This is a genomic window from Achromobacter sp. 18P8.1.1 (genome assembly GCF_057799415.1).
This window is the reverse complement of record NZ_JBYOKH010000008.1, coordinates 40,546-66,143: the sequence shown is the minus strand read 5'-3', so window position 1 is coordinate 66,143 and position 25,598 is coordinate 40,546. Positions and strand designations below refer to the sequence as shown.

Here is a 25,598-nt window from a genome sequence, read left to right as displayed (position 1 = left end):
CACCGCAAGGATCGCGACTTTCATACTGGGGGCCGGTCTTTTTTCCCCGTGTGTCGTGATGCCTGCTTCCGCTCTTCCCTCTCCTACGCCGTTGACGCCCGCCACCCGCCGCTATGCGATGCTGGCCGTATCCCTGTCGATCTCGATGGCGACGCTTGATACCTCGATGACGAACACGGCGCTGCCGTCGATCGCATCGCAGCTCGGCGTAAGCGCCTCGGACGTGATCGGTGTGGTCACGATCTATCAGCTGGTGATGGTGGCGACGATGCTGCCGCTGGCGGCACTGGCCGGCAAGATCGGGCATCGCCGGGTGTTCATGCCGGCACTGTGGCTATTTCTGCTGGCGTCGATCTGGTGCGGCGCGGCACCGACGCTGTGGTCGCTGGAGGCGGCCCGGGCGGTGCAGGGCCTGGCCGCCGCGGCGCTGATGGGTTGCAACATGGCGCTGGTCAGCGCCATCTATCCGAAAGAACAGCTGGGCCGGGGCATGGGACTGAACGCCATGATCGCGGCGGCCTCGCTGGCGGGCGGGCCGGTCCTGGCATCGGCGATGCTGACGGCACTTAGCTGGCACTGGTTGTTCTATGTGAACGTGCCGTTCTGCCTGGTCGCGTTGGCGCTGGCGGGCAGTTATTTGCCCAGGTCCCCGGGCGACGGCAAGGCGCTGGATGCAGGCGCTGCCCTGTTGTGCGCGCTGGCCTTCGGCCTGACCGTCCTGGGCCTGGAGCGCGTGGCGCGGCCTGACTGGAGCGTCGCCCTCATCTGGGCGCTGGGCATGGTGTGCTGGGCGCTGCTGCTGCGCCGCGAGCGCGTGAGCACGCACGCCATCGTGCCGCGGGATCTGCTGCGTCTGCCGCCCTTCTCGATGTCGGTGCTGATCTGCGTACTGGCTTTCGCGGCGCAAGGCGCGGCCATGGTGGCGCTGCCTTTCCTGCTGAACCAGACGCTGGGGCGCGACATCGCCGAAGTGGGAATGCTTATCGCACCGTGGCCGGTCATGGGCGCGTGCCTGGCGCCGTTCTCCGGCAAATGGTCGGACCGCATGTCGGCCGGCTTGCTTGGCGTGATCGGCCTGGCGCTGCTGGCCACGGGCCTCTTGTGCGTGAGTTGGCTGCCGGCCGGCGCGCCGATGTGGACGGTGATGCTGCCGATGGCGCTGTGCGGCACGGGCTTCGGCCTGTTCCTGTCGCCCAATCAGCGTTTCATCATGTTCAGCGTGCCCACGCACCGTGCCAGCGTGGCAAGCGGCTTGTCCGGCCTGGCCCGGTTGCTGGGGCAGACAATGGGCGCCGCGTTTGTGGCGGCGTGCTTTACCTTCAACACCGACGCCGGCGCCACGTGGGCCTTGTGGGCGGCGGTGGCGTTTGCGTTGGCGGGATGCGTGGCCAGCGGTATGCTGGAGCGCATCACGCGCCACGCCAGGCACGCGTTGGCTGCATCGTGAGCCAGGCGACAAGGCCGATTCGCGGCCTGCGCCTGGCGTGGACCGCCCCGTCAAATTCCCTGCGGCCGGGTCGGCACCCCATCGATCAGCCGCCAGACCGACAGCGGGTTCTCTTGTTGCAACGCCTGGGGCCGAAGTGCGTCCGGCAAGTCTTGATAGCAGACCGGGCGTAGAAAGCGCTCAATGGCGGTTGCGCCGACCGAGGTGTGCGCCGCATTGGACGTGGCGGGGAACGGCCCACCGTGCACCATGGCGTGACTGACTTCCACACCCGTCGGAAAGCCGTTGGCGAGGATACGGCCGCACTTGCGCTCAAGCACGGGGACAAGCTGGCGGGCCGCCGCCAGGTCCGGCTCATCGATCTGCAACGTTGCGGTGAGTTGGCCCTCCAGATGCTCCGCGACCTGCAGCAACTCCTCCAGGTTTCGCGCCTTCACGATCAGGGAGGCCGGGCCGAACATCTCGGCCTGCAATGCGTCGTTGCCCAGCAGGCTCTGCACATCCGTGACGTAGAGTGCGGCCTGGGCGGCATTGGACTGGACCTCGGCGGCGGTACCCCTTGCCACGGGCTCCACGCCCGGCACCGACTGAACCTGTTCGCGCCCCTTTCGGTACGCCGAGGCGATGCCCGGCGTAAGCATGACTTGCGGCGCTTTGGAAGCCAGCGCCTGGCCGGCGCTGGCGATGAAACGGTCGAGGTCCGGGCCTTCGATGGCCAGCACCAGGCCGGGGTTGGTGCAGAACTGGCCCGCGCCCAAGACAAGCGATTCGACGAAGCCCTGCGCAATCGCGTCCGTGCGGGTCGCGAGCGCTGCCGGCAATACGAACACGGGATTGATGCTGCTCATCTCCGCATACACCGGGATCGGCTCCGGCCGGCCATTGGCGATCTTGACCAGCGCCAGGCCGCCCTGGCGCGAGCCCGTGAAACCCACCGCCTTGATGGCCGGATGTGCGACCAGCGCTTCGCCGATCTCGCGGCCGGCCCCGATCAGCAGCGAGAACACGCCTTCGGGCATCTCCGTGCGACGCGCCGCCTGCTGCACGGCCCGTCCCACCAGCTCCGAGGTGCCCAGGTGCGCGCTATGCGCTTTGACGATCACCGGCGCGCCGGCCGCCAAGGCCGATGCGGTGTCACCGCCCGCCACCGAGAACGCGAGCGGGAAGTTGCTGGCCCCGAACACGGCCACCGGCCCCAGCGGAATTTTCGCGAGACGCAGGTCCGGGCGTGGCAGCGGCTGGCGCTCTGGTTGGGCCGAGTCGACGGTCGCGCCGAGAAAGTGGCCATCCCGCACCACCTGGGCAAAAAGACGCAGTTGGCCCATGGTGCGCCCCCGTTCACCGGTCAGGCGCGCCCGGGGCAGACCGCTTTCCGCATGGGCGCGCTCGATGAGTTCGTCGCCCAACGCCAGGATCTCGTCAGCAATGGCTTCAAGAAATTCGGCGCGGCGCACCAGCGGAAGATTGCGATAAGGGTCGAACGCGGCAGCAGCCAGTTGCGCAGCGCGCTCAACGTCCGCACGGGTACCAAGGCCGAAGACCGGTTCTGAAATCTCTGCGTTCAACGCCGGGTTGAAAGCGCGCTGGGTGCCGCCCGTGCCGCGTACTGCGGCATGGCCGATCAGCATCTCTCCAGTGATCTGCATGAAGGGACTCCTTGAATGGGGTTCTGAATGAATGGAGGTGCTTCGCGCACTGCCGGCGGCATGGCGCCGCAGCGCGCGAAGAGGGATCGATGGAAAAGCGGGATGGATCAGTCGTCCAAGGGCTGACCGCTGCGGTCGCGGGCTACCGCCACGGAAATGATGGACACGGCGGCGCACGCGGCCAGGAACAGCACCACGGGCACATAGCTGCCGCTGAAGTAGGCAATCAGCGCGGTGGCGATCAAGGGCATCGGCCCGCCGACCAGCGCCGCGCCGATCTGGTAGCCCAGCGACATGCCGGTATAGCGAATGGCCGGGGGGAACGCTTCGGCCAGCAGCGTGCCGATCATCGCGCCGTAGCTGGCCCAGATGACACTAAAGCCCACCGCGATCGCAAGCCCTGCAGCCCAGACCGACTTTTGGTCCAGCAACCAGAAGTACGGGAAGATCCACACCAGGAAGGCCACGCTGCCCCCGATGAACACCTTCTTGCGGCCGATGCGGTCCGAAAGATGGCCAAAGAACAGCATGGCCGGAAAGGCGATCAATGCACAGACCAGCACGATGTTCAGGATGGTCGAGCGGGCGAAACCATGGTCCATCATGTACGAGATGGTGAAGGTGGCATAGAGGAAAAAGGTGGACGTTTCCACGACTTTCGCGCCAATCGCGATCAGCACTTCCCGCCAGTGGTGTTGCAACGTTTCCTTAAGCGGAATACGGGCGCTGCTGCGGGTGGCCTGGATTTTCTTGAACGAAGGCGTTTCGCCCACGGCGTTGCGGATCCACATGCCGACCATCACCAGCACGATCGAGCCCACGAAGGGAATGCGCCACCCCCAGGCCTGGAAAGCGTCTTCGCTCATGCTGGCGCTGAGCAGCGAGGTAATGATGTTGCCCAGGGCAAGGCCCAGCACGGCCCCGGTCTGCGGGACGGCGCCATAGAAGCCGCGCTTCGTGCGCGGGGAATACTCCACCGCAAGTAGCACCCCGCCGCCCCATTCGCCACCCAGCGCAAGGCCTTGCAACAGGCGCAGCAGCGTCAGCAGAATGGGCGCGGCCAGCCCGATCTGCGCATAGTTGGGCAAGAGGCCCATCAGCACCGTCGACAAGCCCATCATCGACAGCGTCATCGCCAACGTCTTCTTGCGTCCGATGCGGTCGCCGATATGCGAAAAGATAACACCGCCCAGCGGACGGACCAGGAAAGCCAGGGCAAAGGTGGCCAGCGCCATCATCTGACTCACCAGCGCGTTGTCGCTGGGAAAGAACTGCTTGGCAAAAATGATGGACGACATGGTTCCGTACAGGAAATAGTCGTACCACTCGATGGTGCTGCCCACGGCGCTGCCCATGAGCGCGCGGCGGCGCTCGGATTCCGGAACCAGGGTTTCTTTATCGGCCGCCGAAAGTCCGGGGCTGTTGACGGATAGGGTGCTCATGTCTCCACCTCATTGGGTCTGTTCATGGAAAATCGCCATCCCATGCGGATGCGGGATGGGTCTTATGGCATATCGGGGTGCGCCCACAGGCGCTTGGCGCTTTACGTGGAAGCGCGCAGCATCGCCACGTAGTCATCGGCACTGGCTTCGCGCGGGTTGGTGCGGTGGCTGTGGTCCGCCAGCGCGCCCTTGACGATGCGTTCGTAGAGCGCTTCGGTCACGCCCAGTTCACCCAGGCCCGTAGGCAGGTTCAAGGCACGCGACTTGGTCACCAGCGCCTCTTCCACTGACTGCGACGCGGGCAGGCCCATCGCCTGTTGCAGGCGGGCGATCTTGTCTTCACGCGCCACCGTTTCCGCGCCACGGTTAAAGCGCACCACCGCCGGCAGCAGGATGGCGTTGAGGGTGCCGTGATGCAGTTTGGGATTGATGCCGCCCAGGGAATGGCTCAGGCTGTGCACACAGCCCAGGCCCTTTTGGAAGGCCAGCGCCCCCTGCAGCGAGGCGCTCATCATATTGGCGCGAGCGTCGACGTTGGACGGCTCGTTCACCGCCACTTCAATGTGGCGCCATGCGCGCCACAGGCCGTCAAGGGCAATGCCGTCGGCCGGCGGGTTGAAGGCCGGGGCAAGAAAGGTCTCGATGCAATGGGCGATGGCGTCCATGCCCGTGGCGGCCGTCAGGCCAGCGGGCAGGCCCAACGTAAGCTCCGGATCGCAGATGGCGACCTTGGGAATCACGTGCGGCGAAAGAATGCCCACTTTGCGCCCGTCTTCCAGGATGATGATCGCCCCGCGGCCGACTTCGCTGCCCGTGCCTGCCGTCGTGGGAATGGCAACGATGGGCAGCGTGGCGGCCGTGATGTTCTGCATGCCGCCTTCGATCAAGGCGAACTGGCGCAGCGCGCCCTCATGGCGGGCCGAAACCGCCACGGCCTTGGCCAGGTCGATCGAAGAGCCGCCGCCGACGGCAATGACGCCGTCGCAGCCCGCATCCTTCAGGCTTGCCACGCCCGCACGCACGGCCGTTTCCGACGGGTTGGGCGGCGTGTCGTTGAACACCGCGAAGCTGGCGCTTGCCAGGGCCGACTTCACGCGATCGATAATGCCGGCCGCTTCCACCCCCCGATCGGTCACGATCAAAGGTTTTGTAATACCCAAGCGGTGGCAGACCTCTTTCAGGTCTGCCAGGACGCCGGCGCCGAAGTGAATTTCGGTCACGTAATTGATAAGTGCCATGCTGCCGCTACTCCTCTCGTTCATCTCAACCGGATAAGAAGTGCGAGTCTAGGCATGAGGCTCATTTCGGTACACTGACGAGTTTCCATACAGCTATAACTTTTGCTCATGGCAAACCTCTCGCCCAGCCTGAATTCCGTCATGTCGCGCCTCCATGCCAAACAGCTCAGGCTGCTCATCACCATCGAGGAATGCGGCTCCCTCCTGGGGGCGGCCGACAAAATCGGCCTGACCCAACCCGGCGCCAGCAAGGCTCTGCGCGAGCTTGAGCAGACGTTGCAAGTGGAACTGTTTGCGCGCACCAACCGCGGGTTAATCCCTACCGAGGCCGGGCTGTGCGCCGTGCGCTTTGCGCGTCTGATCCAGGCAGACATCAACAAGCTGAGGCACGAACTGGATGCGATCGCCAGCGGCGCAGGCGGACGTCTGGCCATCGGCACCATCATGGGCGCCGTGCCGGTGCTGACCGATGCGGTGACGCACCTGCTGCGCCAGCAGCCGCGCATGTCCGTGGAAATCGTGGAGGACACCAGCGAAACGCTGTTGGGCCTGATTGATCGCGGCCGGCTGGACGCGGCGATCTGCCGATCTTCCGTCAGCCGCAATCCGGACGTCTATGAATCGCTTTTCGTAAAAGCCGAATCCCTTGCTGTGATCGCCAACGTGCGCCATGCGGCGATGGGCGCAGACGCGGTGGATTTGCGCGAATTGCAGGATAGCCGCTGGGTGGTCTATCGCGCCCAGATGCCGATGCGCCGGTTGCTGGAACGGGAATTCCACGAAGCGGAGCTGAACTTTCCCTTGCACTTGATCGAAACCACGTCGGCGCTGGCGACCCTTACCCTGCTAAGCCGCAACACCGATCTGGTGGCGCTGGTGTCGGAAGACCTGGCCAACTATTTCTGCCACAACGGTCTGGTGGGCACCCTGGCGCTGACGCTCAAGTCACGCAGTGAACCTTACGAGCTGGTGTTTCGCAAAGGCACCCCGAAGAGTCCCGCGTTGGCGTTGCTGGTGGAGGCGCTGGTCCCCGATGGACAACCGGCCTCCCCACCCGGCATCAGCTCGTGAGATGCAGCGCCGCCAGGGCCAGCAGCAAGGCCGGCGGCATGACGACGAGCCCCAAGCGCAAGAAGCTGAGCGCACCAATATGCATCCCCTCGCGGCGCACGGCCATCAGCCAAAGCAAGGTGGCAAGCGAGCCGCTGACCGACAGGTTGGGACCCAGGTCGATACCGATGAGCAGTGCGGCTGTCGCCGAGCCGGACAGGTCGGCCATGCGGGCTAACGATCCTGCCATCAGCCCTGCCGGCAGGTTGTTGATGATGTTGCCCGACAGCGCCGCGCCGATCCCGCTGGTCCAGAGCACGGCGGTATCGGACAAGCCGCGCATCATTTGCGCCAGTGATTGCAGCACGCCGCTGGCCGCCATCCCCTCGACCAGGACGAACAGGCCCGCCACCAAGGGCAGAACGCCCCATGCGACGCCTTTGACCAGGCGCCAGGGGCTGGACCGCGTCACGGCCAGCACCAGCAGCGCCGACGCACTGCCCGCAGCCAGCGTCGGCAAACCCAGGCGCAAGCCAAGGGCCGACGTGATCAGCAAGGTGCAGGCGGTGCCCGCCACGCCTATTGCCGCGCACCGCAAAGCGGGCGTCATGGCGGGCAGCGGGGGCGAGGGCTTTAGCGGCTGCCGCAAGTCGTCGCGGAACACCCATCGCAGCGTGACATAGGTGGAACCGATAGCCAGCACGGAAGGCAATGCGAAGTGCAACAGCCACGGCGCCAGGGCCGGCATGCGGTCGCCGAACACGACCAGATTCGCCGGATTCGATATCGGCAACACAAAGCTGGCCGCATTGGCGATGAAGGCGCACACGTACAAGTAGGGCAAGGGCGGCGCACCGACCACTCGGGTCACCGCATAGACGGCGGGCGTCAGCACGACCGCCGTTGCGTCGTTGGACAACAACACGGTGACCACCGTGCCCACCAGGAATACCAGGTCGAACAGACGCCGCGCCGAGCCTGCCGCGTGATCGGCGGCTGCCACCGCCAGCCAGTCGAAGAGGCCCGCCTGCCGGGCCACCTCCGCCACCAGCATCATGCCGACCAGGAACAGATAGACGTCGGTTCCTTCCAGGATCGCGTGTCCGGCTTGGGCGGGGCTGAGTAATCCCAACGCCACCAGCGCCACCGCGCCCGAACACGCCCACACATATTCCGGCAATCGAAAAGGACGCAGAAGAATCGCCATGGTGGTTGCCGCGGCAATCGACCAGATCAAGACATTGGATAACGACATGCTTTCCAGGGTGAAATCAAGAAGACGAGGATGGGGCCGCGGCGGGCGATACGGCTGACGCGCGAGTCTCGGGCAAGATCAGCAGGGTCGCGCAGGCCAGCGCAGCAATCCCGGCCAGGACCAGAAACGCCGCGCTGTATCCCGCATGCTGAACGATCACGCCGGCGACGCCGTTGCTCAGCGAGGCGCCGACCCCGAACACGGTGGTAACCGCGCCCAAGCTGGCGTTGAACCGGCCCGTGCCTTGCGTCAGATCCAGCACCATCAAGGGTAGAACGGCCCCGAAGATGCCCGCGCCCACGCCGTCCAGCAGCTGCACCGCCACCAGCCAGGCCGTGTCGTCGGAAAAGGTATATAGCACGCCGCGCAAGGGCAGGATGGCGAAGCCGATCAGCAGCAATTTCTTGCGTCCCAGGCGGTCGGCATAGCGCCCTACCGCCATCGCAGCGGGAATCATGACGAACTGCGCCGCCACGATGCAAGCCGCCGTCAAAGGCGTGGCAAGCGCCGGGTTCGCCAGCGCCAGCTTCTGCCCGACAAGCGGCAACATGGCGGCATTGGCCAGGTGGAACAGCCCGCAGCTCAGGGCAAGGAGCAAGAGCGATCGGTGACTCAGCAACTGGCGCAGGGGAATGGGTTGCGCGTTTGCCGCCCCCGCTGTGCCGTCGTCCAGGCCACGCGCCCGGCCCAAATCGATATGCGCCGGAAGGTACGACGCGGCGGCCAGGCTGGCCAGCGCCATCGCTGCCATCAAGTAAAAAACAGCCACTGGCCCCCAGAGGTAGGCCAGGCCGCCTGCCAGCAAGGCGGCGAAGGCGTTGCCAGCGTGGTTATAGGATTCGTTGCGCGCAATACGCCGGGTAAAGGCATTGGCGGCGGTCAGCCCCAACGTGATGCCGGCAATCGCCGGGGCGAACACCGACGACGCGGCGCCTGCCAGGGCTTGCGTGATCGTGACCCAGGCAAAACTCGCATTGGCCAGGAGGGCCATGCAGGCCCCGGTCACCAGTACGGCCGCCGCGATCAACAGTGCGCGCTTGTTCGATGTCCGGTCCACGAGAGCGCCTGCCGGCGTCTGCGCGGCCAGCGCCGCAAGTCCGGATATCGTCATTACCAACCCGATGCTGTCGGGCCGCCAATGATGCACCGCGAGCAAGTAGATGGCCAGATAGGGGCCGAGACCGTCGCGGACATCGGCGACGAAAAAATTCAGCCAGTCCAGTGGACGCGAAGCAGAAGATGGACGATGCAAAGTAGCCGTAAGAACCGTAGGTATCGATCGGGGTCGACCGTCAACGAACGCGAAGGACGCGCCTTTGCGTCACCATTTTCCATTCCTGCGCATCGATTGTCGGTGGGATTCAGCCAGACACCTGCACCGCCGGATTGTAGACAGCAAACCGGGCAAGCGTCACGACCATTGGGCCATCCCGGCCAGCACTACACTGATCCGGTGCCAGCGACCAAATATCCCATTGACGGGCGGCAGGCCACCGCCAAACGGAGATAACGCATGTTCGATCACATCGGTTTCGGCGTCAGCGACATGAACCAAAGTCGCGAATTCTTCCTGCAGGCGCTAGGCCCGCTGGGCGTAAGCCTTGCCATGGAAGGCCCTGACAGCGTGGGGTTGGGAAAAAACGGCAAGCCTTCTCTTTGGCTGTATGCGGCCTCGTCGGTGCCGGCCCCTTTGCATATCGCCATTGCGGCGACGACACGGCAGGAAGTGGACGCCTTCCATCAGGCCGCCCTGGCTGCGGGCGGCCGGGATAATGGCGCCCCCGGGCTTCGTCCGCATTACCATCCCCATTATTACGCCGCTTTCGTATTCGGCCCGGACGGCCATAACGTGGAAGCGGTCTGCCACCGTCCACAAGAATAATTGCGCCCCACCAGCGTCCAAAAGAAAAGCCCCACCGAAGTGGGGCCATCAAATCCGCCATCGCAGACGCGTCGCCCTCTACGACTCACAGCGGCTTCAGGTCCACCTCTTTAGCGATCTTGCCGAATGCGTCAAGGTCCGTCTTGACGCGGGCAGTCGTGTCGGCCGGGCTGGACGCGCGCGGGATCATCGCCAAGTCCAGCAAGCGCTGCTGCATTTCGGGCTTGGCGAATTCTCTTGCAATGGCCTGCTGAATCTTGTCCACAATGGCGTCCGGCGTGCCCTTGGGCGCCGCCAGCCCAAACCAGGCCACCGCGGAAAAGCCCGGCATGCCTGCCTGGGGGCCCGTCGGCACATCCGGCAGCGCCGCCACGCGCTCGGGGTTGGTGACAAACAGCGGCCGTACCTTGCCCGCCTTGATGAAAGGGGTTTGCACGCCGGTGTTGTCCAGCACGGCATCGATATGGCCGCCCAGCAGATCGTTCATCGCCGGACTGCTTCCCTTGTAGGGAACGATATTGATCTGGATGCCGGCGGCGCGGGCAAACATGAGCTGTGTCAGGTGCTGCTGGGTGCCCAGCCCGGCATTGCCGAACGTGATCTTGTTGGGGTTCTTGCGGCCGTAATCGATGAACTCTTGCAGCGTCTTGGCGGGAAACTCGTTGTTCGTCACCACCACGAAAGGCAGGTCCACCAGCACCGTGATCTGCTTGAAGTCATCCAGCGGCTTGTATCGCAACTTGTAGACGTAGGGGTTGACCGCCATCGTGCCGCTGGCCGTCAACGCCAAGGTGTAGCCGTCGGGCTCTGCCCGCGCCACGTGCTCGGTGCCCAGCACGCCGCCGGCGCCGGGCTTGGCCTCGACGATGACGGGTTGCCCCAGTTCGCTCTGCATCGCCTGGGCCGCAAAACGCGCCAGCATGTCGGCGGAACCGCCCGTGGCATAGGGCAGGATGATCGTGATCGGCTTGCTGGGGTAGTTGTCCGCGGCCGCCGCTTGCGAGGCAGCCAAGGCCGCAAAACAGGCAGCAGCCAGAAACTTCAGGTTCTTTATCATCGATTGATTACCCAAGTTGCGTGAAAACTGCGCAGGAACCCGGGCAAGGTTAAGCGGTCTCGTGTTATGTGGCCAATCAACAATTAAAATAAAACATCATCAACATTGTTGATAACGATACGGGGATACCGTGCTTGACGCCATCGACCTGAACCTGCTTCGCATCTTCGACGCCGTCATGACTGAGCGCAACGTCACGCGCGCAGCATTCACGCTGCACATGACGCAGCCTGCGGTCAGCAATGCCATCAACCGCCTGCGCCTGACGTTGAAGGACCCGCTGTTCGTGAAGGTGCAAGGCGGGGTGCTGCCCACCCAGCGGGCCGAATTGCTGTGGCCCCCCATCCGCGACGCGCTTGCCCGCATCGCAGAGACTCTGGAGCGCAACGAATTCGACCCCGCCCGCTCGGAGGCGGTGTTCCGCCTGGCCATGTCCGATTACGTGGCCGACCAGGTGATCCGGCCGCTGTTCGTCGAGCAGCAATCGGTGGCGCCGAACATCCGCATCCACCTGCATCCCTATTCGCTGGACAACACCGCCGCGCTGCTGGACAAGGGTGAAGTCGACATGGCGGCAGGCGTGTATTCAAACTTCGGTTCGTCACTGCGCACCCTGCCCTTGGAAACCCTGACCTACGTGTGCGCGATGCGCAAGGGCCATCCGCTGCTCTCCTTGCCGCGCTTTACGCTGGATGACTTCCTGCGCGCCCGGCACCTGGTTGTCAGCCTGCTGGGCACTGCCGCCCTGATTGACCACGAACTGGCCGCCCACGGCTACAAGCGCAACGCCGTGCTGACGATCAACCAATTTGCGCTGGCCCCGCGCCTGCTGGCCGAGACCGACCTGATCTGCGTCGTGCCGGTCAATGCCGTACGCAACAGCCCGCACAGCCATCAGCTTGAGGCCATCGAGCCGCCCTTTCCGCTGATTCCGCGCACGGTCAACCTGATCTGGCATGAGCGTTCGGACAACCTGCCCGCGCATCGCTGGCTGCGCGAGGAAATCCTCAAGGTATGCAAGGCGCAGGGCATGATGTTCGACCCGGCGCAGGGGGCCGAGTCGCACGCCTATTGATCGCCCCATCATTCACATAAATGATGACCATCAATGCAAATCTTTGATTAGATCGAATGATTCTCCGTCGATAACATTCGGGTCACCCTAGCTTCGGCGCCCGCGTGCGCCGGCATCCTGGAGACCCGCGTTGACTCACCCCGCATCCCTTCCCGGCGAGCGCCGTTTCCGTGTCGGCTTCGACGTGGGCGGCACCTTCACTGATTTCACCCTGCTGGCCGAACACAGCGGCGAGCTGTCCTACTTCAAGGTGCCCTCGACGCCGCACGACCCGTCCGAAGCCATCCAGAGCGGCCTGGCGCACCTGATGCGCGAACACGGGATCGCCGGCGCCGAGCTGGCGCACGTGGGCCATGGAACGACGGTCGCCACCAATATGGTGATCGAACGGCGCGGCTCGCGCTGCGCGCTGGTCACCACGCGCGGCTTTCGCGACGTGCTGGAGATCGGCCGGCAGACCCGCCCTCACCTGTACGACTACAACGTCATCAAACCAGCGCCGCTGGCGCCGCGCGAGTGGCGCTTCGAGATCGGCGAACGCATGGCCGCCGACGGCAGCGTGCTGCAAGCGCTAGACGAGGACGAGGTGGTCTCTGTCGCGCGCCAACTGGCCGAAGCGCAGGTGGAATCGGTCGCCATCTGCTTCATGCACAGCTACCGCAACGACGCCCACGAACGCCGCACGCGCGACATCCTGGCGGAATATCTGCCTGGCGTTTACCTCAGCGTGTCCAGCGAAATACTGCCGGAATTCCGCGAATACGAACGCATGTCGACAACGGCCCTGAACGCCTATGTCGGCCCGCGCATGGCTTCCTACATGCGCAACCTGGTCGGCTCGGTGCAGCGCATGGGTGTGGCGGTAGCCCCCACGACAGTGCATTCCAACGGCGGCCTGATGTCGGTGGAGTCGGTGCTGACCGCGCCGGTGCGGACTTGTGTGTCGGGACCCGCCGCTGGCGTGATCGGCGCAGCCGAGCTTGGACGGGTGGCGGGCTTTCACAACCTGATCACCTTCGACGTGGGCGGCACCAGCACCGACGTCTCGCTGGTGGCCGAACTGCAGCCGCTCTTCACCTCCAGCCGCCTGGTGGCGGACTATCCGGTCAAGACCCTGATGGTCGACGTGCACGTCATCGGCGCGGGCGGCGGCAGCATCGCGCGCATCGACGATGCCGGCGCGCTGAAGGTAGGCCCGCAGAGCGCCGGCGCCGTGCCTGGCCCGATCGCGTACAACCGGGGCGGCACGGCGGTCACCCTGACGGACGCGCACGTCGTGCTGGGGCGCCTGAATCCCGTGGCGCTGCTTGAAGGCCGCATGGCCGTGCATGCCGAGCGCGCGCGCGCCGCGCTGGCCGAACAGGTGGCCGGCCCGCTGGGCATCAGCATCGAAGAGGCGGCCTACGGCATCCTGCGGATCGCGAACTCAAACATGGCGCGGGCCGTGCGCGCGGTATCGACCGAGCGCGGCCACGACATCCGCAAGTTCGCGCTATGCGCCTTCGGCGGCGCGGGGGGCCTGCACGCGGCCGAACTTGCGCGCGACTGCGGCATCGGCACGCTGCTGATCCCGCAAGAACCCGGCACCATGTGCGCGCGCGGCATCCTGCTGTCCGACATTTCCATGGACTTCGTCCAGACGCTGATGGCCGGCGCCAGCGAACCAGGCTGGCAGGCGGTACAAGCGGCGCTGGACGTGCTGGGCGGCAAGGCGCGCGCGTGGTTGGCCGGCGAAGGCGTGGGCGAGGCCGCCCAACGCCTGTCGGCCGTCATCGACGCGCGCTACCAGGGCCAGAACTTCGAGATCCCCGTACCGCTGGACGGCATGCGCCTGATGCCGCGGGCCGACTTCGTGGCTGCCTTCAGCGCGGCACACATCCGCGAGTATGGCTACGACGCCACTGGCCGCGAGGTCGAGATCGTCAATTGCCGCGTGCGCGCGGTGGGCATGGTGCCCCGCGCGCCGATCGCTCACGTGCCCGGGGGCGCAAACCTGGAGGACGCGATCAAAGAGCGCCGCGCCGTTTACTTCGAGAAGACGGGGTGGGCCGACACGCCCGTCTACCGCCGGGCCCTGCTCCCGGTGGGAGCGCCCATCGACGGCCCCGCCGTCATCGAGGAAATGAGTTCGACCACCGTGATCCTGCCCGGCCAGCAAGCGCGCGCTGACGACTACGGCAACCTTGTCGTCAACCTCAACCCCTAAGGCAAACCGACATGACCACCGCACTGACCGCCGCCGCCGAATCCGACGCCTTCGACCCCATCGAAATGGAGGTCTTCAGCAACCGCCTGCTGTCCATCACCGAAGAAATGGGCAACACGCTGATCCGTTCGTCTTTCTCCAGCAATATCAAGGAGCGCAAAGACTGCTCCGTCGCGCTGTTCGACGCCGCCGGCCGCCTGGTGGCCCAGGCTGCCCACGTGCCGGTGCACCTGGGCTCGTTGTCGGGCGGCATCGATGCCGTGCTGCGCCGCTATGGCGTGGCCGGCATCCGCCCGGGCGACGCATTCCTGTGCAATGACGCCTATCTGGCCGGCGGCACTCACGCACCGGACATCACCGTCGTGTCGCCCATCTTCTACGACGGCGTGCTGCGCTTTTTTGCCGCCAACATCGGCCACCACACTGACGTGGGCGGCGCCGTGCCCGGCTCGACCTCGCACCACCTGAAGACCGTTTGGGAAGAAGGCATCCGCCTGCCGGCCATGCGCATCGTGCGGCAAGGCGAGCTGGACCTGGACCTGCTGGAGATGATCGCGCACAACACGCGCGAACCCGACAACCGCATGCACGATATCCGCGCCCAGATCGCCACCAACGACAAGGGCGCTCGCTTGATGCTGGAGCTGCTGCGGCAATCCGGCCTGGACACGGTGCTGTCGGCCATCGACGGCATCCTGCGCTATACGGAGCGGCGGCTGCGCAACCGCATCGCCCAACTGCCCGAGGGCAGCGTGTCGTTCACCGAACGCATGGACGATGACGGCATGGGCGGCGAGCCGGTGGTGATCCAGGCCAACGTGCAGGCGCGCGACGGCCAGCTGCACGTGGACTTCACCGGCACCGGCAAGCAGGCGCGCGGCGCCTTCAACCTGCCGGCCAGCGCGCTCAGGGCCAGCGTGTACTTCGCCGTCAAGGCGATGCTCGACCCCGAGCTGATGCCCAACAACGGCCTGTTCCAGCCCATCACCATCAGCGCGCCCGAAGGAACGATCACCAATCCGGTCTTTCCCGCCGCGGTGGGCGCGCGCGTGACCACCGCGCAGCGCGTGGCCGGCACCGTGATCGGTGCACTGGGCCAGTTGCTGCCTCCCGGACGCGGCATGGCCTCGTCAAACGACGTCATGCCCTCCATGCTGTTCTCCGGCCCCCTGCGCGACGGCAAGGGCACCTTCGTCTATCTTGAAACTCTGGGCGGCGGCGCGGGCGGGCGCGCGCGCGGCGACGGCATGGACGGCATCCAGGTCAACGTCACCAATACCTCCAACCTGCCCGCCGAGGCCCTGGAGATCGAGTACCCGCTGCTGGTCGACGAATACGCCTTGGTGAACGACACCGGCGGCGCGGGCAAGTACCGCGGCGGCATGGGCATCGCGCGCCAGATCCGGTCGCTGCACGACCAACTGGCCTGCACCATCCGTTGCGACGCGGCGCTGTTCGGCGCGGCCGGCCTGGATGGCGGCCTGACCGGCGGGACCTCGCGCCTGATCCAGAACCCCGGACTCGCCGACGAGCAGCGCCTGCCCAACAAGATTTCGGGCCACCCGCTGCCGGCGGGCGTCTCGGTGCGCCTGGAAACGCCCGGCGGGGGCGGCTATGGCGCGCCGGCCGAACGCGCGCTGGCCGACATTCGCCAAGACCTCCTGGGGGGCAAGGTAAGCCGCGCCACCGCCGAGCGGGACTACGGGTCCGAGAAGGTCGTCCGCGCCCTTCAGAAAGAAGGCGCCTGCGCGCGTGAGCGCGGGAGCCCGTCGCCTGCGGCGTAGCGGGAATACCCTGCGATCAGGTTCAGGCCCCCCCGACGCGGGAACGAGCGAGGCCCCCTTTTAGGGGCGAATGCTGCAAGAAATGGTCCACGATGCCCTGCAGGGCGAACTCGGCGCTGGCCCTGCGGATGCTGTTGCGATCGCCGGCGAATCGTCGGGTTGCGGTATACACGACGGGGCTGGCGTCCGCCTGCCCCGTCTTGAAGACCCACGCGTAGCACTGCGTGCCGCTTGGGATACGGTCGTCGGTGTCGTCCGTCACCCCGGTATTGGCCACCGCCACATTCGCCGGGCTCTTGCGGGCCGCCCCAAGCGCCATGTCGCGGGCGACGGCCTCGCTCGTCAGGTTGTGGGCGGACAGCGTCGATTGGGGGACGTCCAGGCAGCGCCGTTTGGCTTGCACCGAATAGACGACGAATGCGCAATCCAGGAGGCCGCCCGCGCCGGGGACATCGGCAAGAGTCGCCGAGATCAGCCCTGCCGTGCAGGATTCCGCCGTGACCAATGTCAGGTTATTCTCCAGCATGAATCTCGCAACTCGTTCTATGGCGTTCATGGCGTTGCCCCCGCATTGAATGGCGTGGGCAGCAATTTGCATACCCGAGGCGCCACGCGCTTATCGAGGAAACGTGATGCCCCCGCCCACCCGCGCTAATCCCGCCCTGACGCTCGCCGGCGAAAGCCGCTATAGGTTGCTGGTCGAGGCAGTGATGGACTACGCCATCTATCTGCTCGACACCGAGGGCCGCATCACCAGTTGGAACAGAGGCGCGGAGCGCTTCAAGGGTTACGCCTCGCACGAGGTCATCGGCCGGCACTTTTCGCTTTTCTATACGGATGAAGACCGCCTGGTGGGCGTACCGCAAAAGGCGCTGGAGACCGCCCGCCGCGAGGGCCGGTTCGAAGCCGAGGGCTGGCGCGTTCACAAGAGCGGCCGGAAGTTCTGGTGCAGCGTCGTTATCGACGCCATTCACGATGACGATGGCAACCTGCTTGGCTTTGCCAAGATCACGCGCGACATCACAGACAAGAAAAAGGCCCAGGAAGACATCGATGCCGCGCACGATGCACTGCACCATGCGCAGAAGCTCGAAGCCCTGGGACGCCTTACCGGCGGCGTCGCGCACGACTTCAACAACTTCCTCACCACGATCCGCTTTGCAACGGAAATGCTGAGCAAACCCGAAGTGGGCAACGACAAGCGCAAGCAGCTGGCCACCCTGGTTGCCGCCACAGTCGAGCGGGCAAGCCATCTGACGGCGCAGCTGCTTGCCTACTCGAGACGGCAGCCGCTGAAGCCCGCCCGGTTCGAGGTCCGGAGCTGTATCGATGGCATGCGTGACATCTTCGCAACGACGGTGGGCGCCGCGATCAGAATCGAGTACCAGTTCCCGGAACACCCCCTGTACATCTGCGCCGATCCCAGCCAGCTTGAGAACGCCCTGTTGAACATTGTGATCAACGCGCGCGACGCCATGCCGACCGGTGGACGCCTGATCGTTGCGGTGCGGCGGGAAATCTCGACCCTCTCCGCAGGCGACGCGATCCCGACCGGACTGCCGTGCGTCGAAATCGAGTTGCGCGACTCGGGTTTCGGCATGACTCCCGAGATTCTCTCCCATGTGTTCGAACCGTTTTTCACCACCAAGCCGGCGGATAAGGGAACGGGCCTGGGCCTGAGCCAGGTCTTCGGTTTCGCGAAGCAATCGGGTGGCGACGTGCGGGTCAGCAGCAAGGTCGGCAAAGGGTCCGCCTTCACCGTTCTCATTCCCGAAGACGGGCTCAGCGGGGGACTTCCGGGATCCCCCCCGGCGTCGACGGACACCCCGCGGACCTCGCAGCAACGAATCCTGCTGGTCGAGGACGACGCAAGCGTGGGCGCCATACTTCGATCGTTGCTCGAGGACATCGGACATGAAGTCCTGCTGCGGCCAAACGCCGAGTCGGCGCTCCGCCTCCTGGAAAGAAGCAACGGCGGCGTCGACTTCATGATCACCGACGTGGAAATGGCGGGCCTGGACGGGTTGGAATTGGCGAAGAGAGTCCGCCAGACGTGGCCGCACATCCGGGTGGCGCTGACCACCGGCGCTGACGGGCGCTTGCGCCATGCAGAGACGCAAGCCTTTCCGCTGTTGCCCAAGCCATGGTCATTGGAACTGCTGATAGACGTACTGAAGAACAGCTAGCCTGCGATCGAGGTGGGATCGGGATTGCCGCCATCCTTCCCGCCCGGGTTGCCTGCGTGCTAGCCTCGCTGGAGTTCCCGCCTGCCGAGTCCAGATGAAATCCATTCTGCAGTCTGAGAAATTCCTGCTTCTAGCCTGCGCGGTCGCCGTGGCGGGATATGCGATCGACAGCCGGTTAGCCGACTTCGGCCGAGTCGCCGGCTTGTTGGAGACGGCCCTTCTTATCGCGGCGATCCTGGCCGCGTCGCTCAACGTGGCGCGCCACGCCGAACGCATCGCCCAGAAGCTGGGCGATCCCTACGGCAGCATGATCCTGACGCTGTCGGCAGTCCTGGTTGAAGTGATCGTGCTGGCCATCGTCTCGACCAAGACGGGTTCGCCCACTCTGGTGCGCGACAGCATCTACTCGGCCGTCATGCTCGACATCAACGGCATCCTGGGTGTCGCCGCGCTCATCGGAGGATTCAAGCACGGCGAACAGGCTTACAACGATGATTCCGCGCGCACTTACAGTGTCATGATCCTGACGGCCGTCACGGTGTCCATGATCATTCCCGAATTCGTTCCGCAGTCCGACTGGCAGGCCTATAGCGCCTTCACCATCGTGGCGATGCTGTTGCTCTACAGCGTATTCCTTCGCATGCAAACCGGGCCGCATAGCTACTTTTTCAGCTACAGCTATCCCGACAAGAAAACGCGCGCCAACACGCCCGCCTCAGGTTCCCCCGGCTGGCGATACTCGGCCGCCATGATGGCGTTCGGCATCATCGCCGTGGGCTTTCTGGCAGAACTGATGTCGCATTCGCTGGAGCGCAGCGTTCAAGGCATCAATGTGCCCATCGGGCTGATCGCACTGATCGTGGCCGGCATTTCTGCCGCGCCCGAAATGCTGACCGCACTGCGCGCCGCACTGGCCAACCGCATGCAGTCGGTGGTCAACATCGCCCTGGGGGCCTCGTTGTCCACCGTCATCCTCACCGTGCCCGCCATGGAGGCCATGGCGCTGTTCTCCGGCCAACGCATCGACCTGGCCATGACGCCCGTACAGACGCTGATGATGCTGGCCACGCTGCTGGTGGCCGCCATCAACCTGAACGATGGTCAGACCAACGCCATCGAGGGCATGACGCACTTCATCCTGTTCGGAACCTTCCTGATGCTCTTGACGCTGGGCTTGTAGCGCTGCCATGCGGTCAGGCCAGTGTCATCTGGCCTGACCGATGCGATTCAGGGTTTGCTGCGCGCACCCCCACCGCGGTTACGCTGGCTCTGCTGATCCTGCCCCGTCCCGATCTGCGAGACGTGGCCTTCCTTCTTCGTGCGGTTTTGCGTGTCGCCGTGACTCGCCTGCGATTCGCGGGGAGTGTCGTCGGCGGTCGGATTCGGTTTGCTTGGTTTCGTTTTCATGGTTTCCTTCCTGTTCGATGCGATCGCGGGGAGTCGCGCGCGTGGTGGGCGGGAATTTCTATTGCGTCATGTTGCCGCCGGTTCCTTTCCCCCCACGCCGGCAATCCGGATCCGATTGTCGACGTCCTGCACGCCGGCGCATGCGTCCGTGCAGTCTTCAATGCGATGCTTGGTGCGGCGGTCTCGCACGGTTCCCTCCAGCGTCACGCATCCATCCGCGACGGCCACCGACACGTCACTGACGTCCAGGCCGCTGTGCGCCAGGTGTTCGCACACGTTTTCCCGCACGCGTTCGTCCGATCGCGTATAGCCTTTGGGATCCGTCCGCCGCGAACCGCGGTCGCGCCAGGCAGTCGGCCCACGGTTGTAGCCGCCGCGCTCCGCGGTCTCGAAAGACGCTTCCGGCTCGTCCGCCCATTGCGGGCGGTCGCCGTAATAGCCGCCTTCCTCGTCGCCATAGGAAGTGGGGCCGCTATAGGAGGGGCTGCCCGATCCATACACCTGCTCTCGCTGGTACGACGGGTCCTGGTTCCTGAAGCCGCCGTAGCTGCTCTGGCCGGGGTCCGCACTGCGGCTGCGTACGCCGCCCCGGGTTTCACGGGTACCGGGCGCGCGGCTCGTGCCTTCGCCCTGGTATCCGAACGAAGGTGCCGGGTCGCGCCACGGCTCCTGGTCCCCCGCGCCCGCATGCTGCTGGCGCCGCACGTCGTTGACGGAATCCCGCGGCGCCTGCCCGCCGGACCGGCCGGGCTGCTGCGCCTGGCGATAGGGGTCGCGGGTGTTGCCGCTGCCGGGATCCCGGTTGAAGTCGTCCTCATCCCGCCACGGATATCGTTGGTCATGGTTCATGTCGAGCCTCCTGGGAATAGCGATATTTCCCCTTTGCGCAATGTCTCCACGCGGGGAACTCGGACACTGGACCAGCAAGCGTTGTGCCACCCGTCGCGGTGCAGCAATGCCCCGGGCAACCCCGCCCGGGAACGTGGGCCTCCGGGCATTTCTTACAAGCGCCGCAGGAAGTACCGGGAGAGCTTTCGCGCGTGCCCGGCACGCCCGGGCACGCTACTTGCTAAGCCTTCCGGACGACCTACCCCCCCTGCCCGCCTCGCGGGCACCGTGCGCCGCCTCCGGAGACATTCATGAATACTCGTTATCTCACCGCCACCCTGCTTGCCGTCGCGGCACTAGGAAGCGGGCCTATCGCCATGGCCCAGACGGCTACCCCGCCGATGGCGGCGGAGTCAAAACTGGACAGTAAAGATCGCGATTTTCTGGAAAATGCCGCGCAGGCCGGGCATATGGAAGTCGAAGGCAGCAAGCTGGCCCTTGAGAAAGCCCGTAGCGCAGAGGTCAAGACATTTGCGCAGAAGATGATTGACGACCACGGCAAGGCGGGTCAGCAGTTGGCCGCCCTGGCCAAGAAGAAGGGCTATGACGCCCCTACCGAACCGTCCCTGATGCAACAGGCAAAGTTGAAGACCCTGGGCCTGCGCGACGACGGCTTCGACAAGGCATATGCCGAGAGCATCGGCGTTTCGGCCCACGAGGACGCCGTCAAGCTGTTCCAGGAGGCATCGAATCAGGCAAAGGATCCCGAGATCAAGCAATTTGCCACCGAAACGCTTCCGACACTTGAGCAGCATCTTCAAATGGCCAAGTCGCTGGAACAAAGCGTGAAGAAGGCGCCTTAAGCAGGCATGCCAGCCGGACATGCATACGGACCGGGGGAGACTTCGGTCCCCGACCAAAGTTTCACTTGCCCGACAGCGGTGATCGCCATGAATTCCCCCCAACCTGCCTTAACGTCGACCCCAGCTGGCAACATCATGATCGTTGTCCGCATGGGGCCGGAAAGTTCGATCGGCCAGTATGTCGCCCCATGCGATGCCGCCAATGACGGCATCTTGCCCCCGCCGCCGGACGGGCTGCCGGCGCCGGCGGTCCATGCCGTGCAAGCCCCACACCGAACGCGGGTTCCACTCGCGATCGCCTTGGCCGCAATGCTGTGGGTACTGGGCACAATTCTGTTGCTGACGCTGGCCATGGCCTACCAGCTCATGGCCTGAGACGGCCATGGGCCGCGGCATGCCGGCGCGGGACGGAGTGCAATGGCGCAACGGATGCGTGGGTTTATTCCTGCGGGGCGTCCCGGGACGAACGCTGGTGCGCCGTGCCACCGGCGGCGCTCAGGTTATAGGCGGTATTGACCAACCCGATGTGCGAAAAGCCCTGGGGGAAGTTGCCCACCAGCCGCTTGCGCGCCACGTCGTACTCTTCGGCCAGCAGCCCGAGATCGTTGCGTAATGACAGCAGGCGGTCGAACAGGCGGTGCGCGTCGTCCAACCGGCCTTGCATGATGTAGGCGTCGGCCAGCCAGAAGCTGCACGCCAGAAACACGCCTTCCTCGCCCGGCAGCCCATCGTCGCTATGCTGCGTCGAATAGCGCAGCAGCAGGCCATCGCGCAGCAGTTCGCTTTCGATGGCTTGCACGGTGCCGGTCACGCGCGGGTCGTCGGCGGGCAGGAAGCCCACCTGCGGAATCAGCAGCAGGCTGGCGTCCAGCGCCGTGCCACCGTAGTACTGCACGAACGTATTGCGCTTGGCGTCATAGCCATGCGTGCAGATATCGGTGCGGATCTCGTCAGCCAGCGCCCGCCAGCGGTCCACGGGGCCTTCCAACCCGAAGCGCTCGCAGGATTTCACGGTGCGGTCCAGCGCCACCCAGCACATCAGCCGCGAGTGCGTGAATGCGCGGCGCGGCCCCCGCACTTCCCAGATGCCATGGTCAGGCTCGCGCCACAGGTCCTCTAGCGGCGTGAGCAACACCTTCTGCATGCGCCACGCTTCGGCCAGCGGGGCCAGGTCGGCCACGCGCGCGGCATGCAGGGTCTCGATCAGTTCGCCATACACGTCCAGCTGCATCTGCCCGGCCGCGGCATTGCCCAGCCGCACGGGCGCGCTTGCCTCATACCCGGGAAGCCAGGGAATGTCGTGTTCGGGCAGCCAGCGCTCGCCGGAAATGCCGTACATGATCTGCAGCTGGTTGGGATGGCCGGCCGCCGCCCGCAACAGCCATTGCCGCCAGGCCTCGGCTTCTTCCCGATAGCCGGCATTCAACAACGCATACAAGGTCAGGGCGGAATCGCGCAGCCAGCAATGCCGGTAATCCCAATTGCGGCTGCCGCCCAATTGCTCGGGCAGCGACGTCGTGGGTGCCGCGACGATGCCGCCGGTAGGCTGAAAGGTCAGCAGTTTCAAGGTGATCAGCGATCGCACGACAGCGTCTCGCCGTTCCCCCGGGCCATTTTCCCAATGACAGCGCTTGGCCCATTCGCGCCACCACGCGATGGTGCGATCCATGCTTTCCAGCCGGTCCGGCACGAAATGCGGCGTCTTGTGCGAACGGTGATACGACAGGGTGAAGGGCACGGTCTCGTCCTGCCGCACGGTGAATTCGGCCACGCTCTTCATATCGCGGCCGGTGAGCGGCACGGCCGTATGCAGCTCGACGGCGTCCGGCCCGGCAATGGCGCTCAGCCCGTAATCGCGCCGGCGCACCCAGGGAACGGCCTGCCCGTAGTTAAAGCGCAGCGTCAGTTCCATCCGCATGTCCACGCGGCCCGATACGCCCTGCACGATACGCACGACGTCCACCCGCTCTTCATCATCGCTAAGCGGCATGAAGTCGTAGACGCGCACCACGCCGTCCGGCGTTTCATGGCGCGTTTCCAGCACCGCCGTTTCGGGCAGGTAGCGGCGCGTGGTGATCGCCTCCGGGGAGCTGGGCGCCAGCAGCCAGCGGCCATGGCTGTCGTCGCCCAGCAAAGCCGCGAAGCACGCCGGGGAATCGAAATGCGGCAGGCAGAGCCAGTCGATGGAACCGTCGCGCGCCACCAGCGCAGCCGACAACATGTTGCCGATCAAGCCATAGTCTTCAAGGGGCTTGGACATCGGATCAACCCGCGCCGCGAAAGGCGGCATATAACGTCATGCCGCCGTCCACGAACAAGGTTGACCCCGTCACGTAGTCGGAATCGTCGCTGGCCAGCCACGCCACGGCACGCGCCACGTCTTCCGGCTCTCCGATGCGGCCGTACGGAATCAGCTTGAGCAGCGACGCCAGGCTTTCCGGCGTGTTCCAGGCGGGCGCATTGATGGGCGTGCGTATCGCCCCGGGGGCCACGGAATTGACGCGGATCCTCATCGGCGCCAACTCTTGCGCCAGCGACTGCATCAGCAGCGACACGCCGCCTTTGGACGCCGCATAGTTGGACTGGAACGCCCACGGAATGACTTCGTGGACCGAACTGATGAATATGATCTTGCCCGCCGCCGTGTCAGCGGGCGGCTGGGGCGTGCGGTTCAGGAATGCCCGTACCGCAGCGCGGGCGCACAGGAACTGGCCCGTCAGGTTGGTGTCGATCACCTTTTGCCATTGGGCCAGCGTCATGTCCTGAATGGCGGCCGGCTGTTCGATGCCGGCGTTGTTGACCAGTATGTCGACGCCCTGGAAATGATCCTCGGCCACGCGGAACAGATGCTCGACGTCTTCCTCACGGTTGATATCGGCTGCCGCGGTGACGGCCTGCCCGCCTGCGCTCGCGATTTCCTGCGCCACCTCTGCGCCGCGCCGCGCGGAGTCTTCATTGGGCCGGTGGTTCACCACCACCCGCGCGCCCGCCGCCGCCAATTCCAGGGCAATACCGCGCCCGATTCCGGAATTGGCGCCGGTGACGACCGCCACGCGTCCCGACAGATCCACTGCATGCCGCATGCTGCTCTCCTTGCGGCGAGCGGGTCCGGTGTTGCTGACTGGCGGATCCACGAGCGCCGCTTTCGATAGCCAAGCTTGCAGCTTAGTCCCGGACCGTCGTGGCTACAACCATTGACGGTGTCAGGACAGCGTCACGGCCACGCAGCTGGCGGCTGGGGGCGGCAACGCTACCCGATCGATCGCCTATGCCCCGCCCTTTAGCCAATTCCCGGGCGTGCTCCCACGATGCGCCTTGAACGCCTTGATGAAATGGCTAAGGCTTGCGAAGCCGACGCTATAGGCGGTATCCGTGACCGAGCAGCCGCGCTTCAACAGGCTTTCCGCCGCATCCATTCTTGCCCCCAGGAGGCAAGCATGCACCGACTGGCCGTACAGCGACAGGAATCCCGCCTGCAGGCGTTTTTCGCTAAGGCCCACGGATTGCGACAGCTGGCGCACGGTCTTGCAGTCCGCGTAGTGGCGCTGAATGCGGTGGTAGGCCTCGGCCAGCCGGCGGCGGTCGGCGGGTTGGGGCAGCGCACGATGGCCGTCGTTCACGTGCTTGAGCGTCAGCGCCAGGGCCTCGTTGGCCTTGCCCTGCAGGTACAACGCGGCGATCGCGCTGCGCTCGTGGCGCCAGCTCAGGATCTCGCCGGCGATGCGCGCGATGCAGGTCCATGCCGGCAGCACCGCCAGATGCGCGCCCCTGTCCGGCACGCTGGCATCGTCGGCCAGCATGCCGCCAGGTGCAGTCAGCAGCACCTGCTCCCAGATCGGACGCACGGCATCCGACGAAAACCGGATGTCGACGGTGCGGATCGCGCGCCAGCCTTTGAATTCGTCCCAGCCAGGCACCAGGGCGTCGGTGGAATGCAGAATCACCGTGCCCGGTTTGACATGCAACGGGGCGCCCCCCTCGAAGCCCAAGCCGAACTGCCCTTCCAGGATGATCGCCAACCCCATGCTGGGGACGGCGGCGCCCTGGACGGCCCAGTCGGTAACGGGAGTGCCGTCATAGCAACCGATGGACACGCCGCCCGCCAGTTCGTGTTCCGTGCGGATGTCAGCCCAGTCCGGGGGCATCAGACGCAGCATGTCCTCCGCAGTCAGCGGACCGTCGGTCGCGCGGGTCGTCCGCAGCTGATCACCCATATTTCCTCAATTCCGCCA

22 protein-coding genes are annotated in these 25,598 nt (G+C 65.3%); 10 read left to right on the top strand and 12 right to left on the bottom strand.

Annotation, left to right across the window (positions count from 1 at the left end; translation table 11 throughout):
- Positions 1-58: 58 nt before the first annotated feature.
- Positions 59-1,447 carry an MFS transporter gene (locus tag AC27VE_RS08040; protein ID WP_488703521.1) on the top strand — a complete coding sequence of 463 codons (1,389 nt, stop codon included), beginning with the start codon at positions 59-61 and terminating at the stop codon, positions 1,445-1,447.
- Positions 1,448-1,497: 50 nt separating this feature from the next.
- On the opposite strand, the gene AC27VE_RS08035 is transcribed toward AC27VE_RS08040, so the two are convergent.
- From AC27VE_RS08035 to AC27VE_RS08025, 3 genes are all read right to left on the bottom strand, one after another.
- A complete protein-coding gene (locus tag AC27VE_RS08035; RefSeq protein ID WP_488703520.1) occupies positions 1,498-3,093 on the bottom strand; it encodes an aldehyde dehydrogenase (NADP(+)) in 1,596 nt (531 codons plus the stop codon).
- Between the two features lie 107 nt (positions 3,094-3,200).
- Positions 3,201-4,535, bottom strand: a complete 1,335-nt coding sequence (locus AC27VE_RS08030) for an MFS transporter (RefSeq protein WP_488703519.1) — start codon at positions 4,533-4,535, stop codon at positions 3,201-3,203.
- A 101-nt stretch (positions 4,536-4,636) separates the two neighbouring features.
- Complete coding sequence (locus AC27VE_RS08025; protein ID WP_488703518.1) at positions 4,637-5,773, bottom strand: iron-containing alcohol dehydrogenase; 1,137 nt, start codon at positions 5,771-5,773, stop codon at positions 4,637-4,639.
- 141 nt (positions 5,774-5,914) lie between these two features.
- Here AC27VE_RS08025 and AC27VE_RS08020 point away from each other — a divergent pair, with 141 nt between their 5' ends.
- Entirely contained in the window at positions 5,915-6,844 is a 930-nt protein-coding gene (locus tag AC27VE_RS08020) for a LysR family transcriptional regulator (RefSeq protein WP_488703517.1), read from the top strand.
- Here the strand turns inward: AC27VE_RS08020 and AC27VE_RS08015 are convergent.
- Together AC27VE_RS08015 and AC27VE_RS08010 are read right to left on the bottom strand one after the other, a co-directional pair.
- Positions 6,834-8,078 carry an arsenic transporter gene (locus AC27VE_RS08015; protein WP_488703516.1) on the bottom strand — a complete coding sequence of 415 codons (1,245 nt, stop codon included), beginning with the start codon at positions 8,076-8,078 and terminating at the stop codon, positions 6,834-6,836. The genes AC27VE_RS08020 and AC27VE_RS08015 overlap by 11 nt on opposite strands.
- Before the next feature lie 16 nt (positions 8,079-8,094).
- Positions 8,095-9,330 carry an MFS transporter gene (locus AC27VE_RS08010; protein ID WP_488703515.1) on the bottom strand — a complete coding sequence of 412 codons (1,236 nt, stop codon included), beginning with the start codon at positions 9,328-9,330 and terminating at the stop codon, positions 8,095-8,097.
- A gap of 261 nt (positions 9,331-9,591) precedes the next feature.
- Here AC27VE_RS08010 and AC27VE_RS08005 point away from each other — a divergent pair, with 261 nt between their 5' ends.
- Complete coding sequence (locus tag AC27VE_RS08005; protein WP_427957464.1) at positions 9,592-9,960, top strand: VOC family protein; 369 nt, start codon at positions 9,592-9,594, stop codon at positions 9,958-9,960.
- A gap of 85 nt (positions 9,961-10,045) precedes the next feature.
- Here the strand turns inward: AC27VE_RS08005 and AC27VE_RS08000 are convergent, their stop codons facing one another.
- Positions 10,046-11,017 (bottom strand): Bug family tripartite tricarboxylate transporter substrate binding protein, encoded by a 972-nt coding sequence (locus AC27VE_RS08000; RefSeq protein WP_488703514.1) that lies wholly within the window; start codon positions 11,015-11,017, stop codon positions 10,046-10,048.
- 130 nt (positions 11,018-11,147) lie between these two features.
- Between AC27VE_RS08000 and AC27VE_RS07995 the strand changes: the two genes are divergently transcribed.
- From AC27VE_RS07995 to AC27VE_RS07985, 3 genes are all read left to right on the top strand, one after another.
- Positions 11,148-12,092, top strand: a complete 945-nt coding sequence (locus AC27VE_RS07995) for a LysR family transcriptional regulator (RefSeq protein WP_006223485.1) — start codon at positions 11,148-11,150, stop codon at positions 12,090-12,092.
- A gap of 130 nt (positions 12,093-12,222) precedes the next feature.
- A complete protein-coding gene (locus AC27VE_RS07990; RefSeq protein ID WP_488703513.1) occupies positions 12,223-14,298 on the top strand; it encodes a hydantoinase/oxoprolinase family protein in 2,076 nt (691 codons plus the stop codon).
- A gap of 11 nt (positions 14,299-14,309) precedes the next feature.
- A complete protein-coding gene (locus AC27VE_RS07985) occupies positions 14,310-16,082 on the top strand; it encodes a hydantoinase B/oxoprolinase family protein (RefSeq protein WP_488703512.1) in 1,773 nt (590 codons plus the stop codon).
- 22 nt (positions 16,083-16,104) lie between these two features.
- Here AC27VE_RS07985 and AC27VE_RS07980 read toward each other — a convergent pair whose 3' ends face one another.
- Positions 16,105-16,638 (bottom strand): CinA family protein, encoded by a 534-nt coding sequence (locus AC27VE_RS07980; RefSeq protein WP_488703554.1) that lies wholly within the window; start codon positions 16,636-16,638, stop codon positions 16,105-16,107.
- A 76-nt stretch (positions 16,639-16,714) separates the two neighbouring features.
- Here AC27VE_RS07980 and AC27VE_RS07975 point away from each other — a divergent pair, with 76 nt between their 5' ends.
- Complete coding sequence (locus AC27VE_RS07975; protein ID WP_488703511.1) at positions 16,715-18,268, top strand: PAS domain S-box protein; 1,554 nt, start codon at positions 16,715-16,717, stop codon at positions 18,266-18,268.
- Between the two features lie 94 nt (positions 18,269-18,362).
- Entirely contained in the window at positions 18,363-19,448 is a 1,086-nt protein-coding gene (locus AC27VE_RS07970; protein ID WP_488703510.1) for a calcium:cation antiporter, read from the top strand.
- A 47-nt stretch (positions 19,449-19,495) separates the two neighbouring features.
- Here AC27VE_RS07970 and AC27VE_RS07965 read toward each other — a convergent pair whose 3' ends face one another.
- Together AC27VE_RS07965 and AC27VE_RS07960 are read right to left on the bottom strand one after the other, a co-directional pair.
- Positions 19,496-19,675, bottom strand: a complete 180-nt coding sequence (locus AC27VE_RS07965) for a hypothetical protein (protein WP_315137286.1) — start codon at positions 19,673-19,675, stop codon at positions 19,496-19,498.
- A gap of 66 nt (positions 19,676-19,741) precedes the next feature.
- The gene (locus AC27VE_RS07960; RefSeq protein WP_488703509.1) at positions 19,742-20,524 is read right to left on the bottom strand and encodes a BON domain-containing protein; all 783 of its coding nucleotides are present in this window, start codon (positions 20,522-20,524) and stop codon (positions 19,742-19,744) included.
- A gap of 290 nt (positions 20,525-20,814) precedes the next feature.
- Here AC27VE_RS07960 and AC27VE_RS07955 point away from each other — a divergent pair, with 290 nt between their 5' ends.
- Positions 20,815-21,366 (top strand): DUF4142 domain-containing protein, encoded by a 552-nt coding sequence (locus AC27VE_RS07955; protein ID WP_427958436.1) that lies wholly within the window; start codon positions 20,815-20,817, stop codon positions 21,364-21,366.
- A gap of 87 nt (positions 21,367-21,453) precedes the next feature.
- Entirely contained in the window at positions 21,454-21,741 is a 288-nt protein-coding gene (locus AC27VE_RS07950; protein WP_488703508.1) for a hypothetical protein, read from the top strand.
- Between the two features lie 64 nt (positions 21,742-21,805).
- Here the strand turns inward: AC27VE_RS07950 and AC27VE_RS07945 are convergent, their stop codons facing one another.
- The 3 genes from AC27VE_RS07945 to AC27VE_RS07935 all read right to left on the bottom strand — a co-directional run bounded on the left by AC27VE_RS07945 (position 21,806) and on the right by AC27VE_RS07935 (position 25,580).
- Complete coding sequence (locus AC27VE_RS07945) at positions 21,806-23,626, bottom strand: glycoside hydrolase family 15 protein (protein ID WP_488703507.1); 1,821 nt, start codon at positions 23,624-23,626, stop codon at positions 21,806-21,808.
- Between the two features lie 4 nt (positions 23,627-23,630).
- Complete coding sequence (locus AC27VE_RS07940) at positions 23,631-24,449, bottom strand: glucose 1-dehydrogenase (protein WP_088590860.1); 819 nt, start codon at positions 24,447-24,449, stop codon at positions 23,631-23,633.
- A gap of 183 nt (positions 24,450-24,632) precedes the next feature.
- On the bottom strand, positions 24,633-25,580 hold the full coding sequence (locus AC27VE_RS07935; protein ID WP_488703506.1) for a helix-turn-helix domain-containing protein: 948 nt from the start codon (positions 25,578-25,580) through the stop codon (positions 24,633-24,635).
- Positions 25,581-25,598 lie beyond the last annotated feature (18 nt).

What these genes read in the sequence shown, in the direction of transcription:
- AC27VE_RS07980 (WP_488703554.1), bottom strand. Translation starts at nt 16,638, where the DNA reads ATGAACGCCATAGAACGAGTTGCGAGATTCATGCTGGAGAATAACCTG.
- AC27VE_RS07985 (WP_488703512.1), top strand. Translation starts at nt 14,310, where the DNA reads ATGACCACCGCACTGACCGCCGCCGCCGAATCCGACGCCTTCGACCCC.
- AC27VE_RS07975 (WP_488703511.1), top strand. Translation starts at nt 16,715, where the DNA reads ATGCCCCCGCCCACCCGCGCTAATCCCGCCCTGACGCTCGCCGGCGAA.
- AC27VE_RS07950 (WP_488703508.1), top strand. Translation starts at nt 21,454, where the DNA reads ATGAATTCCCCCCAACCTGCCTTAACGTCGACCCCAGCTGGCAACATC.
- AC27VE_RS08035 (WP_488703520.1), bottom strand. Translation starts at nt 3,093, where the DNA reads ATGCAGATCACTGGAGAGATGCTGATCGGCCATGCCGCAGTACGCGGC.
- AC27VE_RS07940 (WP_088590860.1), bottom strand. Translation starts at nt 24,449, where the DNA reads ATGCGGCATGCAGTGGATCTGTCGGGACGCGTGGCGGTCGTCACCGGC.
- AC27VE_RS07955 (WP_427958436.1), top strand. Translation starts at nt 20,815, where the DNA reads ATGAATACTCGTTATCTCACCGCCACCCTGCTTGCCGTCGCGGCACTA.
- AC27VE_RS08015 (WP_488703516.1), bottom strand. Translation starts at nt 8,078, where the DNA reads ATGTCGTTATCCAATGTCTTGATCTGGTCGATTGCCGCGGCAACCACC.
- AC27VE_RS07945 (WP_488703507.1), bottom strand. Translation starts at nt 23,626, where the DNA reads ATGTCCAAGCCCCTTGAAGACTATGGCTTGATCGGCAACATGTTGTCG.
- AC27VE_RS08020 (WP_488703517.1), top strand. Translation starts at nt 5,915, where the DNA reads ATGTCGCGCCTCCATGCCAAACAGCTCAGGCTGCTCATCACCATCGAG.
- AC27VE_RS07965 (WP_315137286.1), bottom strand. Translation starts at nt 19,675, where the DNA reads ATGAAAACGAAACCAAGCAAACCGAATCCGACCGCCGACGACACTCCC.
- AC27VE_RS08040 (WP_488703521.1), top strand. Translation starts at nt 59, where the DNA reads ATGCCTGCTTCCGCTCTTCCCTCTCCTACGCCGTTGACGCCCGCCACC.
- AC27VE_RS07970 (WP_488703510.1), top strand. Translation starts at nt 18,363, where the DNA reads ATGAAATCCATTCTGCAGTCTGAGAAATTCCTGCTTCTAGCCTGCGCG.
- AC27VE_RS08000 (WP_488703514.1), bottom strand. Translation starts at nt 11,017, where the DNA reads ATGATAAAGAACCTGAAGTTTCTGGCTGCTGCCTGTTTTGCGGCCTTG.
- AC27VE_RS08005 (WP_427957464.1), top strand. Translation starts at nt 9,592, where the DNA reads ATGTTCGATCACATCGGTTTCGGCGTCAGCGACATGAACCAAAGTCGC.
- AC27VE_RS08025 (WP_488703518.1), bottom strand. Translation starts at nt 5,773, where the DNA reads ATGGCACTTATCAATTACGTGACCGAAATTCACTTCGGCGCCGGCGTC.
- AC27VE_RS07960 (WP_488703509.1), bottom strand. Translation starts at nt 20,524, where the DNA reads ATGAACCATGACCAACGATATCCGTGGCGGGATGAGGACGACTTCAAC.
- AC27VE_RS07935 (WP_488703506.1), bottom strand. Translation starts at nt 25,580, where the DNA reads ATGGGTGATCAGCTGCGGACGACCCGCGCGACCGACGGTCCGCTGACT.
- AC27VE_RS08030 (WP_488703519.1), bottom strand. Translation starts at nt 4,535, where the DNA reads ATGAGCACCCTATCCGTCAACAGCCCCGGACTTTCGGCGGCCGATAAA.